The sequence below is a fragment of the Pedobacter sp. WC2501 genome (assembly GCF_052682415.1).
Map to the genome: position 1 here is coordinate 1648665 of NZ_JBQZFI010000001.1, position 12949 is coordinate 1661613.

Annotated in this window: 12 protein-coding genes; all 12 read left to right on the forward strand. The window is 38.2% G+C overall.

What is annotated here, in order from left to right:
- Positions 1–93: 93 nt before the first annotated feature.
- The 12 genes from rsgA to ACUN24_RS07195 all read left to right on the forward strand — a co-directional run bounded on the left by rsgA (position 94) and on the right by ACUN24_RS07195 (position 12824).
- Positions 94–1014, forward strand: a complete 921-nt coding sequence (gene rsgA, locus ACUN24_RS07140; protein ID WP_315420557.1) for a ribosome small subunit-dependent GTPase A — start codon at positions 94–96, stop codon at positions 1012–1014.
- Between the two features lie 203 nt (positions 1015–1217).
- Complete coding sequence (locus tag ACUN24_RS07145; protein ID WP_445561862.1) at positions 1218–2171, forward strand: Smr/MutS family protein; 954 nt, start codon at positions 1218–1220, stop codon at positions 2169–2171.
- A gap of 213 nt (positions 2172–2384) precedes the next feature.
- Positions 2385–2684, forward strand: coding sequence for a hypothetical protein (locus tag ACUN24_RS07150; RefSeq protein WP_219076098.1), 300 nt, complete (start codon positions 2385–2387; stop codon positions 2682–2684).
- Positions 2685–2823: 139 nt separating this feature from the next.
- Positions 2824–6300: a preprotein translocase subunit SecA gene (locus ACUN24_RS07155; protein WP_445561863.1), complete on the forward strand. Its 3477-nt coding sequence runs from the start codon at positions 2824–2826 to the stop codon at positions 6298–6300.
- A 226-nt stretch (positions 6301–6526) separates the two neighbouring features.
- Entirely contained in the window at positions 6527–6904 is a 378-nt protein-coding gene (locus tag ACUN24_RS07160) for a PEGA domain-containing protein (RefSeq protein WP_445561864.1), read from the forward strand.
- Between the two features lie 213 nt (positions 6905–7117).
- On the forward strand, positions 7118–7330 hold the full coding sequence (locus ACUN24_RS07165; protein WP_445561865.1) for a hypothetical protein: 213 nt from the start codon (positions 7118–7120) through the stop codon (positions 7328–7330).
- Positions 7321–7713: a type II toxin-antitoxin system VapC family toxin gene (locus ACUN24_RS07170; RefSeq protein ID WP_445561866.1), complete on the forward strand. Its 393-nt coding sequence runs from the start codon at positions 7321–7323 to the stop codon at positions 7711–7713. Before ACUN24_RS07165 ends, ACUN24_RS07170 begins: the two co-directional genes overlap by 10 nt.
- Before the next feature lie 131 nt (positions 7714–7844).
- Positions 7845–8288 (forward strand): SPOR domain-containing protein, encoded by a 444-nt coding sequence (locus ACUN24_RS07175; RefSeq protein ID WP_193421118.1) that lies wholly within the window; start codon positions 7845–7847, stop codon positions 8286–8288.
- Positions 8275–9459 carry a M20 metallopeptidase family protein gene (locus ACUN24_RS07180; protein WP_445561867.1) on the forward strand — a complete coding sequence of 395 codons (1185 nt, stop codon included), beginning with the start codon at positions 8275–8277 and terminating at the stop codon, positions 9457–9459. Before ACUN24_RS07175 ends, ACUN24_RS07180 begins: the two co-directional genes overlap by 14 nt.
- 118 nt (positions 9460–9577) lie before the next feature.
- Positions 9578–10519 carry a hypothetical protein gene (locus ACUN24_RS07185; protein WP_445561868.1) on the forward strand — a complete coding sequence of 314 codons (942 nt, stop codon included), beginning with the start codon at positions 9578–9580 and terminating at the stop codon, positions 10517–10519.
- 58 nt (positions 10520–10577) lie between these two features.
- Positions 10578–12146, forward strand: a complete 1569-nt coding sequence (locus tag ACUN24_RS07190) for a serine hydrolase (RefSeq protein WP_445561869.1) — start codon at positions 10578–10580, stop codon at positions 12144–12146.
- Positions 12147–12164: 18 nt separating this feature from the next.
- The gene (locus ACUN24_RS07195; protein ID WP_132398959.1) at positions 12165–12824 is read left to right on the forward strand and encodes an SGNH/GDSL hydrolase family protein; all 660 of its coding nucleotides are present in this window, start codon (positions 12165–12167) and stop codon (positions 12822–12824) included.
- The last annotated feature ends 125 nt before the right edge of the window (positions 12825–12949 follow it).

A 12949-nucleotide genomic window follows, 5' to 3' on the forward strand; every position in this document is an offset into this window, starting at 1 on the left:
TTAAAAGTGCTTGTTCTTTTTGCCTGTACGCAAACTTTTATCCGGCAAGGCCACTTCTACCAATGAAATCATATTCATACCTTTACCGCAAATATGCAGGGATTAGTTATTAAATCTACAGGGAGCTGGTATAGTGTTTTGGCCGATAATGGTGAACGCTATGATTGCCGGATTGTAGGCAAATTCAGGATTAAAGGACTTAAAACCACCAACCCGATTGCGGTTGGAGACAGGGTGAAATTTGATCTGGAACGGGATAGCAATCAGGGTTTGATCAACGAAATGCTACCGCGTAAAAACTACATCATCCGCAAATCGATCAACCTGAGCAAGCAGGCGCAGATATTGGCCGCCAATCTGGATATGGCCATGCTGGTGGTTACACTGGCCTCGCCACGTACTTCCTTAGGTTTTATCGATCGTTTTTTGGTTACTGCCGAAGCTTATGATGTTCCAGCTGTATTGGTGTTTAATAAACTCGATCTGTTTAGTAAAGAAGGGTTGGAAATTCTGCAGGAGTTTAAAGATATCTACGAAAATATAGGTTATGCCTGCTATGAAGTTTCAGCTTTAAAAGGCATTAACATTCCGGTTATCCAGGAATTGATTACCGATAAAATTACATTAATATCGGGTCACTCAGGAGTGGGAAAATCAAGTCTGATCAATGCTTTAATGCCCGATCGCGATTTGAGGACTGGGGAGGTGTCAGACTGGAGCGATAAAGGCCAACATACCACTACGTTTGCCGAAATGTTCGAACTGCCGCAGGGAGGTTTTATTGTAGATTCGCCGGGTATCAGAGAACTGGGTGTGATCGATATTGAGAAGGAAGAACTAGGGCATTTTTTTAGGGAAATCTTTAAAACTTCGCACGATTGTCGCTTTAATAACTGCAAACATGTTAACGAACCGGGCTGTGCTGTTATTGAAGCCGTAAATGAAGGTGAAATTGCGGTTTCGAGATATGAAAGTTACCTGAGTATTTATCATGGTAACGATACAAGGCATTAATTGAGTTAGAAGTCGACAGTCTGGAGTCCGAAGATATGATGTGTGATAGTACATTTCTTAATTGAACCGAACGAATTAGATTGAAAACCCCCGCCAAAAAGCTGAAAGACCAAAGGAGTAAATAGCTTCATGCACGACATTTTAATACAAACTGCTTAAAATCTTTGTGTACTTTGTGCCTTTGTGGTTAAAAAATAATAGAAATGAAATTTAAACTGGGAGATTTTGTGCGTTTTGTTGATGAAAAACGTGAAGGTTATGTAACGAAGATTATCGATAGCCAAACTTTAGGTGTTACCGATGAAGATGGTTTTGAGATTCCTGTTGCGGTAAGTAATTTAACTTCTGTACACGGTCATGGTGTGGTAGCCGAAGAGTTGGATGCGCCAAAACCCATCCAGGTGAATATCCCAAGCGTTAGTAAAATCGAAAATGGCATTTATGTTGCCGTTGCTACCGATGATAAGGCTGGTAATGTGGTGCATTTTCATCTGCAAAACCATTCGTCGAATATTTTATTGGTCAGCCTAACCACCGAACGTAAAGAAAAATACGCAGGGGCTTTTCATGGAGTCATCGCATCTTATGGCTCCACTTTAGTTTATTCTGCATCATTGGCTGATCTTGATCTTTGGCCGGAATTTAACTTTCAGGTTTTGGTATTCAGTAAAGCCGATGTTAAACCCATTGATCCGTTGGTGATCCGTAAGAAGTTTAGGGCAAAGGATTTTAGTATCGAACAAAAGGAGTTGCCTCAATTGAGGAATAAAGGTTGGTTCATCCGTTTGGATGATCTTGCTCCGGTAACTATCGATCCACAGAAATTAAAGGAAAGTTTTTTCAGATCATCGGAAGAGAAAAAAACAGTTGAAGCCCCTCAAAAGGAAATTGATCTGCACATCGAAAAACTGAGGGACGATCATCATTTCTTAGAAGCAGACGAAATGTTGCAGATACAGATCAATCATTTTCAAACGGCGATGGATGCTGCGGTTGTGCATCATTTTGATAAAATCGTTTTTATCCACGGTTCAGGCAACGGTACTTTAAGAGATAAAATCCATAAACTGATCAGCAAAAACCCGCATGTAAGAACTTATATGGATGCCAGGAAAGAAAAATTTGGCTATGGCGCCACTGAGGTAGTGTTTAAATAATATTCAGTTGTCATCCTGAATGCAATGAAGGATCTCTATTGTGTTGGAAGCATTACTAATTTAGGCAATGAGTTTAGTGTACTGGTTAAGGTTATGATATTCTTAAGTGAAGGATTCTTCACTGCGTTCGGAATGACAGGAAGATTGAGGTACACTTTTTGCTAAGCTGTAATTTCTTTTTATAAAAGATTAAAACTAGCTTTGCCGCTATTAATGAAACACCTCGTTACCATATCACTTGTATTTTTTAGCTTAACACATTTGGCGAAAGCCGAACGCGTTGAAGGGTTAAGGATATTAAATGAATATTGTAATGAGCATAACATCAGCGTAAACGCTACAGGTAAAAGTTCGGTTCAACTTAACGAAGACCGCAATCCTTATTTATTATCCTATACCAGGCTTGCTTTAATTGGAACGCAGGCTCCGGTAAAAGTTGCAAAATATGTAAGCGTAAATCAGGTAATTGCTGATTTAACAATCAGAAAGAAACCGAAGAATAACAGTCCCTAGTTATCCTTTCCTCAAAAAGATCTTTTTACAAGATTTAAGCCCCCATTTATACCAATAACTGCCAAACTGACTTAAGGAAGACAATGGCTTGGTTGTTGAAACACACCATTTTTTAATAATAAATACGATTTAAAATATAATGTTAGGATTTTTAGCGAAGATTTTCGGAAGTAAATCAGAAAGAGATATAAAGGCTATTCAGCCATTGGTTGTCAAAATTAACGAGCAATACAGTAAGCTGTCTGTATTAAGCAATGATGAGTTACGTGGTAAAACCGTAGCGTTTAAAAACAGGATTTCTGATTTCTTAACCGAGATTGATGGAGAAATTGCAGCTTTAAAAGCTGATGCAGAAAGTGAAAGTTTAGATCTTCACGAAAAAACGGCTATTTACGATCAGGTTGATGCCTTAGGTAAAGATCGCGATACAGAATTGGAAAAAGTGCTTTTGGAAATCCTTCCAGAAGCTTTTGCTGTAATTAAAGAAACTTCACGCCGTTTAAGTGAAAACGATTATTTAGAGGTTACTGCTACCCAGTTTGACAGAGATTATGCTGCAAGAAAAAATAATGTTAAAATTGTTGGCGATAAAGCCCAATGGGCAAATAAATGGGATGCTGCCGGAACGGAAGTAGCCTGGAACATGGTGCATTACGATGTACAGTTGATTGGTGGTATTGTATTACACAGCGGTAAAATTGCCGAAATGGCTACTGGTGAAGGTAAAACCCTGGTAAGTACATTGCCAGCTTATTTAAATGCATTGGCCGGACAAGGTGTACACATTGTAACAGTGAATGATTACCTGGCCCGTCGTGATAGTGAGTGGAATGGTCCATTATTTGAATTCCACGGATTAAGTGTTGATTGTATTGACAAACACGAGCCAAACTCTGAAGAAAGAAGAAAAGCTTATGCTGCGGATATTACTTACGGAACGAATAACGAGTTCGGTTTTGATTACCTGCGTGACAATATGTCGCAAACACCAGATCAATTGGTACAGCGCAAGCAGCACTTCGCTATGGTGGATGAGGTCGATTCAGTTTTGATTGATGATGCCCGTACGCCTTTAATTATTTCTGGTCCGATCCCACGCGGAGATGAACACGAGTTTTATGAGTTGAAACCACGTATTGAGCGTTTGGTTAATGCACAAAAAGCTTATGTAACCCAGGCATTAAACGAAGCTAAGAAATTAATCAACGCAGGTAACAGCGGAACTGAAGAAGGCGAAGGTGGTTTAGCCTTATTGCGTGCATACCGCGGTTTGCCAAAAAATAAAGCTTTAATTAAGTTTTTAAGTGAAAGTGGTGTTCGTGGTTTGTTGTTAAAAACCGAAAACCACTATATGGCAGATCAATCTAAGAATATGCCTAAGGTAGATTCTGAATTGTATTTCTATATTGATGAGAAAAACAACCAGGTTGAGTTAACTGAAAAAGGTATTGAACTGATTACCCAATCGGGCGAAGATCCACATTTCTTTGTATTGCCTGATGTAGGTACTGAAGTTGCCGAATTAGAAAAATCTGATCTGCCTTTAGAAGAAAAAGTGGTTCAAAAAGATGCTTTAATGCGCGATTACTCGGTAAAAGCAGAACGTATCCACTCGGTAAACCAATTATTAAAAGCTTATACTTTATTCGAAATTGATGTAGAGTACATCATTGACGAAGGAAAAATCAAAATTGTTGATGAGCAAACGGGCCGTATTATGGATGGTCGCCGTTACTCTGATGGTTTACACCAGGCAATTGAGGCTAAAGAAAATGTAAAGGTTGAAGATGCTACCCAAACTTATGCAACAGTAACCTTGCAGAACTATTTCCGTATGTACCACAAACTTTGCGGTATGACAGGTACTGCAACAACAGAAGCTGGCGAGTTTTGGTCGATCTATAAATTGGATGTAGTAGAAATCCCGACCAACAGAAATATTTCGAGGATTGATGAGCAGGATTACGTTTACCGTACCGTTCGTGAAAAATATAATGCCGTTGCTGAAGAGATACAATACCTGGTTTTCCCATATTCTCATTACGAGACTGAATACGAAACCGATAAAGAAGGTAATGTAAAACAGAAAGATGGTAAGCCGGTTGTTAAATACGACCAAACAGGTAGAGCTGTACCTAAATTGGATGCTAAAGGTGCGTTAATTCCTGCGGTTAATCCTGAAACGGGGCAACTTGAGCCAAAAGCTGGCCGCCCGGTATTGGTGGGTACCACTTCTGTAGAGATTTCAGAGTTATTAAGCCGTATGCTTAAACTCCGCGGAATTAAACATAATGTATTAAATGCGAAAATGCACCAGAAAGAGGCTGATATCGTTGCCGAAGCTGGTCAGGCAGGAACAGTAACCATTGCAACCAACATGGCTGGTCGTGGTACCGATATTAAATTGGGAGCAGGTGTTAAAGAAGCTGGCGGTTTAGCCATTGTAGGTACTGAGCGTCACGAATCCCGTCGTGTAGACAGGCAGTTACGTGGTCGTGCAGGTCGTCAGGGTGATCCGGGTTCGTCACAATTCTTCGTTTCATTAGAAGATAACTTAATGCGTTTATTTGGTTCAGAGCGTATTTCTGGTATTATGGTGCGCATGGGTATCGAAGATGGCGAGGTGATTCAACACTCTATGATTACCAAATCTATCGAGCGTGCACAGAAAAAAGTAGAAGAAAACAACTTTGGTATCCGTAAACGTTTATTGGAGTACGATGATGTGATGAACTCACAGCGTACCGTAATTTATGCTAAACGTAAAAACGCTTTATTTGGCGAACGTTTAGATGTGGATATGAACAATATGGTTTTCGATGTTGCTGAAGATATCGTAAGCGAATATAAACAAGAAGCAAATTATGATGGTTTCAAACTGGAAGTCATTAAAAACTTCTCTTTAGATACGGAAATCACCGAAAAAGAATTCTCTTCAACCAATATCCCTCAGTTAACTGAAAAGTTATTTGAAGAAGCAGAAGCATTTTATGCGCGTAAATCAGAAGCCATTATTCAACAGTCGTTACCCGTGTTAACCCAGGTATACGAAGAGCGTGGAGAGCATATCGAACAGATTGTGGTGCCGTTTACAGATGGTATCCGTGGTATCCAGGTTGCTGTTGATTTGAAGAAAGCAATCGACAATAAAGGAAAAGAGGTCGTTCGTTCATTCGAAAAAACTATTGTTTTGGCCCTGATTGATGATAGCTGGAAAGAACATTTACGCGAAATGGACGATTTGAAACAATCGGTACAAAACGCAGTTTACGAACAAAAGGATCCATTGGTAATTTATAAAATGGAAGCTTTCAACTTATTTAAAAACATGCTTAATGCGGTTAATAAAGAGGTAGTAAGTTTCTTGTATAAAGGTGGTATTCCGGTTCAGCAGGAGCCAGACCAGGTTAGAGAGGCACCAGCCCCGGTAAAACAACCGAAGTTGCAAACTACTAAACAGGAATTTGGCAGAGAAGAGCCAGGTATTGAGTTTGGCGATACACGTGAAGCTGTTCCACAACAGCCAATCCGTAAGGAAGCAACTGTTGGTAGAAATGAACCTTGCCCTTGCGGTAGCGGTAAAAAATTCAAAAACTGCCACGGCGCTAATTTATAATTAGAAAATATATAGCATACCAAGCCCCGACAAAAAAGTCGGGGCTTTTTTTAAAACTAAATTTTTAATTCTCAAATTAACACTTATATTTAGGGACGGTCAATTTGAAATTGGTAGGCAATTTCTTACTGACTAATAAACTTAAAATTGGAGTCCGGAAACCATAAAAAACGGGGCGTAACTGAAAAGCCATAAGAGTAGGAAACACACACAAACACACACACAAATGAAAAGAATTTTTAACATTGCCGCTGTTTCAGCGACATTGCTGTTATCGAGCTGCGCCACTGTTTTTACGGGCACAAAACAAACCGTTCAAATCAATTCTAATCCTCCAGCGGCTACTATCGAAGTAGATGGGGTTAAAGCAGGGGTAACACCTATGGCTATACCCTTAAAAAAAGGATTTACCGGACAAACCATCTCGTTGAAACTGGATGGTTATGAAACCAAGACTTTTCAGCCACAAACAGCATTTAATGCGGTGTCAGTAGTAAATTTTTTGTTTATTCCAGGTTTTATTGTTGATATTGTTACAGGTGCAATGATGAAATATGATCCAAAAGTTTACGAATTTACCTTGGAACCTAAAAAGTCGAATTAATCATAACTTACTTGAAATAATGCTAAAAACCCAGGTTTCGAAAAAGAATCTGGGTTTTTTTATTGGAATCATCATATAGTTGATCGTCCTTTAGACGTAGTGGAGAAGTCTATAAATTAATTTACCTAATCAATTTTCTGAATTGACGGAAATGGATAGTTAAGGGATTACAGCATTATGTTGATTTCATTTATATTTTTAGTATTTTTGAGTATGAGAACAATAACACTAGATATTTTAAATGATAGAGCATTAGATCTTTTAAAAGATTTAGAATTGCTTAAAGTTATTCGTTTGAGAAGAGATTCTAATACTCAGGATGTCTCTGGTAACGATCTGATCTTAAAATATAAGGGTTCGATGCAAAAACAGCCAATTTCAGAAGTAGATGAACAATTAAACATTATACGAAACGAGTGGGAATAAATTATCTTTGGGATACGAACACTATAATCTATTTCCTGCAAAGGCAGTTTACATCAACAGCTGAAAAGTTTATTGACAATATTGTATCAACCAATCAGCCTGCCATTTCTGCTATCACTGAAATTGAACTTCTTTGCTGGAAAACTGCCACTGAAAACGATTTACTCATATTAAGAAACTTTATTAAAGATTCTTATGTCTATGAGCTAAGTCAGGAAATTAAGAATCAAACTGTAGAAATACGCAAATATTATAACCTAAAATTACCGGATGCAATAATTGCTGCAACAGCTATCGTGAATGAACTTACGCTCATTACAAGAAATGCTAAGGACTTTGAAAAGATACTACAACTAAAGGTTTCTAATCCCTATACCCTTTAAGATTTTCTCCCAAATAATAACTATTTGCTTAACCCATAAAGAATGCCGATTTTTGCAACGATTTCGGCATTCTTGTTGTTAAGAAGAAGTGAGACGATACATCTCCTCATCAAATGCCAATTATTTTGCTCATGAAAACTACAATAACTTTTATATCTTGCTTATTTCTTACCATAACTGCTTTTGCACAAAAGGGCGAAGTAACCGTTATAAAAGATCCTTTAATCGATAGTTTAATTGCCAAACGGTTGCAGGTTTATAAAACTTCAGGTGAGGTAAAACCAGGCAAACCAATTGTTTCTGGCTATGGTTACCGGGTACAGATTTTTTATGGATCAGACCGGCGTGAAGTTTTTAATCAGCAGGCACGTTTTAAAGGGTTATATCCTCAGTTAAATACTTACCTCACTTATAAAGAGCCTAACTATTACGTTCGGGTGGGCGATTTCAGAAGCCGCTTAGAGGCACAGCGCCTTATCAACGAACTCAGACCAACTTTTCCTACTCTGTTTATTTTTAGGGAAAAAATAAATGCACCAACTTTAGATACCACTACAACCAATGATCAAAAATAAAGTACAGGAACTGGCCGCTCACATTTTTAACGATGTCGTAGGTTATCGTCAACATATCCATGCCAATCCCGAATTATCGTTCAAAGAATTCGAAACCTCATTGTTCATCAAGGATAAATTAAAAAAATGGGGAATTGAATATACGGACTGTGCCAATACAGGTGTGGTAGGTTTAATTACAGGTAATCAGCCATCTGATAAAGTTATTGCCTTACGTGCCGATATGGATGCTTTACCTATTCATGAGGCAAACGACAAACCTTATCGTTCCAAAAATCATGGCGTAATGCATGCCTGCGGACATGATGTGCATACTTCTTCACTTTTGGGAACAGCTTATATCCTAAATAAAATGAAAGATGATTTTGGAGGAACCATTAAACTGATTTTTCAGCCTGCAGAAGAACTTTTGCCAGGTGGAGCAAGCATCATGATTAAAGAAGGTGTACTTGAAAATCCAAAACCACATTATATTGTTGGTCAGCATGTAATGCCATTGATTGACGCCGGTAAAGTGGGTTTCCGTTCGGGTATTTACATGGCTTCTACAGACGAACTTTATGTTACCGTAACCGGGAAAGGCGGTCATGGCGCACAACCACACCAAAACATTGATCCGGTTGTAATCGCTTCACATATCATTATCGCCTTGCAACAGGTGGTGAGCCGCAATGCCGACCCACGTATTCCATCAGTGCTGTCTTTTGGTAAAGTAATTGCCAACGGTGCAACCAACATTATTCCGAATGAAGTAAAAATTGAAGGAACATTCAGAACTCTGGATGAAGACTGGAGGGATGAAGCACACAAACGCATGAAAAAAATGGCCGAAGGCATTGCCGAAAGCATGGGCGGAAGCTGCGATTTTGATATTCACAGAGGATATCCATTTTTAATTAACGAAGAAAAATTAACGGCAAATGCAAGAGCCTTTGCTGAAGAATTTTTGGGTAAAGAAAACGTAGTCGATTTAGATATCTGGATGGCTGCCGAAGATTTTTCTTTCTACTCGCAGGTAACAGATGCCTGTTTTTATCGTTTAGGTACTGGGAACGCAGCAAAAGACACACAATATTCAGTACATACACCAAGGTTTGATGTGGATGAAGACGCCTTGAAAATATCAACTGGATTAATGGCTTATATTGCTTTAAAACAACTAGGAAATTAGGATGGAAAATGTAAATTGTTAAGATGGATGATGGGGGAGTTCAAGTTCCATCATCTATCTTCAATCATCCGTTTTACATTTTCCATCTCACATTTTCCATTTTACATACCTTACTTGCATGAAAAAAGTCTTTCTGTTTTTACTGTTAACATCGCTCTTCTATACAGGTTTTGCTCAGGAAATCAACCGTTTTAATCCGGATACCATCAAAACCATTGTACTCGATTCGGCTGTAAATATTAAGGCCGAAAAGTTGAATGTAGAAACATTTATCAGAAAGGTAATGTATGATACTTCCTTTTATCAGTCGTTTAGGGATATGAAACGTTATACTTTTATTGCCGAAAACAGGATTTACAGTTACGATAAAAAGAATAAGGTTGATGGAAAAATTTACCGTAAAATCCGCCATAATAATAGTGGCCCCTATAAAATGGAGTATTTGGTAAAACAGGATACGGGAAAAATTTATAAGAAAAACGGAAAATACCAGTTGTATACCGTAGAAATGTTCGATTACATTTTTATGAATGCTTATAATACTGATTTTGTACCCAATGCACCCAAGCCTGATGGAAAGGGTGGAACAAATGAAAGTTATAAGGACAAACTGAAAACCTTGATTTTTAATCCAGGCAGACCTGTAAAAGTGCCTTTTATCGGCAGTAAAACTGAAATATTTTCGGCCAATATGCGCCAGTATTATGATTATGGTTTTACCAGCGGTACTTATTTAGATTCCATTCCTGTTTACCGTTTTAAAGTTTCGGTAAAACCCGATTTAAGCAGCTGGACAAAAGATGGCATCATGATCAAAGAACTGGTTACCATTTTTGATAAACGGAATTTTAATATTCTTGGCCGGTATGTCGACATGAAATACAGTAACATGCTTTTTGATTTCGATGTACAGATGAATATCGAAATGGGTTATTTCGGAGAGGATAAATTACCAACCAAAATAACCTATCAGGGTAACTGGGATTACCCTTTTAAAAAAGAAGAAAGGGCAAGTTTTTTAATCGTACACAAAGATTATAAACTCGAAAAGGGCAAATAAGGATTCAACTATCGCCTAAAAGATTTATTATCTTTAAGCGATTATTAAACCGATTAATATGCAACTCTTTTCTTCTATAAAATTCAAAATATCCATTGCTTTATTGCTGTTTTTGGGTATCCATGTGCAGGCACAGGTGCTTTCTTCAAAACAGATCGATAGCGTGGTCGAAAAAACATTGAGTACCTTTAATGTTCCCGGAATTGCGGTTTCTGTAATCAAAGATGGTAAAATTATTCATTTAAAAGGTTACGGCGTTAGTTCAATCAAAACCAATAAAAAGGTTGATGAAAATACTCTTTTCGGCGTCGCATCAAACACAAAAGCTTTTACCGCGGCAGCTTTAGGTATGCTGGTTGATGAAAAGAAAATTACCTGGGATACTAAAGTTACCGATGTAATTCCGGAGTTTAAAATGTACGATGCCTATGTGACCAGTGAATTTACAATCCGAGATCTGCTTACACACCGCAGCGGTTTAGGTTTGGGTGCAGGCGATTTAATGATCTGGCCCGATTCATCAACGGTAGATAAAAAGCAACTGATTCATAACCTTCGTTATCTAAAACCTGTTTCCTCTTTCCGTACCAAATATGATTACGATAACCTGATGTACATTGTTGCCGGAGAAGTGATAGCAAGGATTTCGGGAACTACTTACGAAGATTTTATCGAAGGAAGAATCATTAAGCCATTAGGCATGACTAAAACTGCTGCTTCATGGTACCGTTTAAAAGATAAATCGAACGTAATTGATGGACATGCACCTTACGAAGGTAAACTAATTCCCGTTGGCTTAAGCTTTGGTGAAATCGCCAATGCAGCAGGAGGAATTTACTCAAACGTTACCGATATGAGTAAATGGGTAATGGCAATGATCAACGGTGGTAAATATGGAGAAACCCTGGATAAAAAGTTATTCAGCCCTGCAGTGGCAAGAGAACTCTGGACCCCGCAAACCATAATTGCAGGCGGTAATCCGGCAGCTTTTAACAGCTATGGTTTAGGCTGGTTTTTGAGTAATGTTAATGGTAATTTTCAGGCAACACATACAGGTGGTTTATCAGGAATTGTAACGCAGGTAACCATTCTTCCTGAACTGAAACTCGGGATCATTGTGTTAACCAATCAGCAGTCCGGAGCAGCATTTAATGCCATTACCAATTCGATCAAAGATGGTTATTTAGGAATCAAGGGGCAGGATAGGATTAAGACCTACAACGATAATAGATTAAGAAACGAAAAACAGGCTGATGAGATGGTCGCCAAAGTTTGGAGTGATATTGCTGCTCAACAAAAATTATCGACTTCGAAACCTGATGCTAAAAATTACTATGGCACTTTCCGCGATTCGTGGTTTGGCGAAGTAACCATCAGTGAAGTAAAAGGTAAAATGCATTTTCAGGCTAAAAATGCACCAAAACTGAGAGGTGATATGACTTACTATAAGGGAAATACATTTATTGTAAAATGGTACGACAGAAGTTTGGATGCTGATGCCTTTGTTAATTTCAGTTTAGATAACAATGCCATGGCCGATGGTTTTAAAATCGAGGCCATTTCTCCATTAACCGATTTCAGTTTCGATTTTCAGGACCTGGATTTTAAAAAGACCGATAAAAAATAACCTAACCAATTATACACGATGAAAACAGTAATAAAAACGAGTATTTTACTAAGCTTTTGCTTAATTGCATTAACCTCAATGACATTTAAACCAAAACGGATTATCTTTTTCGGCGATTCGATTACCCAGCAGGGTGTTTCTAAAAATGGATATGTAACCCTGATCAAAAAATCACTCGATTCTACAAAATACGACGTAATTGGCGCTGGTATAGGCGGCAATAAGGTTTATGATCTTTATCTGCGTTTAGAAGATGATGTTTTGAACAAGAAACCTGATTTAGTGGTGATTTATGTGGGTATTAATGATGTTTGGCATAAACAATCATCCCATACCGGAACCGATTATGATAAATATTTAAAGTTCTATCAGGCTTTGATCAATAAAATCCAGGGTGTAGGCAGCAAAGTGGTATTGGTTACTCCATCAGTTGTTGGCGAGAAAAAAGATGGTACCAATGAGTTAGATGCCGATTTGAATAAATATGCTGAAGGGATTAGAATACTGGCTGCAAAAAACAATCTTCCTGTATGCGATTTAAGAAAGATTTTCGCAGAATACGAAGCAAAAAATAATCCGGAAGATAAAGAAAAAGGCATTTTAACCGTTGATAGAGTACACCTGAACGAAACCGGTAATAAATTGGTGGCTGATCAGTTATTGCCTTTGGTTAAATAGAATATATTCGTCATTGCGAACTGAAGAAGGGGAATGTGCGATGGAGTGAAGCAATCTTTCCTGCAAGGCGATAACTGATTGAAAAGTATATATAGCAAAAAAGATTGCTTCGTCGTGCCTCCTCG

What these genes read in the sequence shown, in the direction of transcription:
- rsgA (WP_315420557.1), top strand. Translation starts at nt 94, where the DNA reads ATGCAGGGATTAGTTATTAAATCTACAGGGAGCTGGTATAGTGTTTTG.
- ACUN24_RS07145 (WP_445561862.1), top strand. Translation starts at nt 1,218, where the DNA reads ATGAAATTTAAACTGGGAGATTTTGTGCGTTTTGTTGATGAAAAACGT.
- ACUN24_RS07150 (WP_219076098.1), top strand. Translation starts at nt 2,385, where the DNA reads ATGAAACACCTCGTTACCATATCACTTGTATTTTTTAGCTTAACACAT.
- ACUN24_RS07155 (WP_445561863.1), top strand. Translation starts at nt 2,824, where the DNA reads ATGTTAGGATTTTTAGCGAAGATTTTCGGAAGTAAATCAGAAAGAGAT.
- ACUN24_RS07160 (WP_445561864.1), top strand. Translation starts at nt 6,527, where the DNA reads ATGAAAAGAATTTTTAACATTGCCGCTGTTTCAGCGACATTGCTGTTA.
- ACUN24_RS07165 (WP_445561865.1), top strand. Translation starts at nt 7,118, where the DNA reads ATGAGAACAATAACACTAGATATTTTAAATGATAGAGCATTAGATCTT.
- ACUN24_RS07175 (WP_193421118.1), top strand. Translation starts at nt 7,845, where the DNA reads ATGAAAACTACAATAACTTTTATATCTTGCTTATTTCTTACCATAACT.
- ACUN24_RS07180 (WP_445561867.1), top strand. Translation starts at nt 8,275, where the DNA reads ATGATCAAAAATAAAGTACAGGAACTGGCCGCTCACATTTTTAACGAT.
- ACUN24_RS07185 (WP_445561868.1), top strand. Translation starts at nt 9,578, where the DNA reads ATGAAAAAAGTCTTTCTGTTTTTACTGTTAACATCGCTCTTCTATACA.
- ACUN24_RS07190 (WP_445561869.1), top strand. Translation starts at nt 10,578, where the DNA reads ATGCAACTCTTTTCTTCTATAAAATTCAAAATATCCATTGCTTTATTG.
- ACUN24_RS07195 (WP_132398959.1), top strand. Translation starts at nt 12,165, where the DNA reads ATGAAAACAGTAATAAAAACGAGTATTTTACTAAGCTTTTGCTTAATT.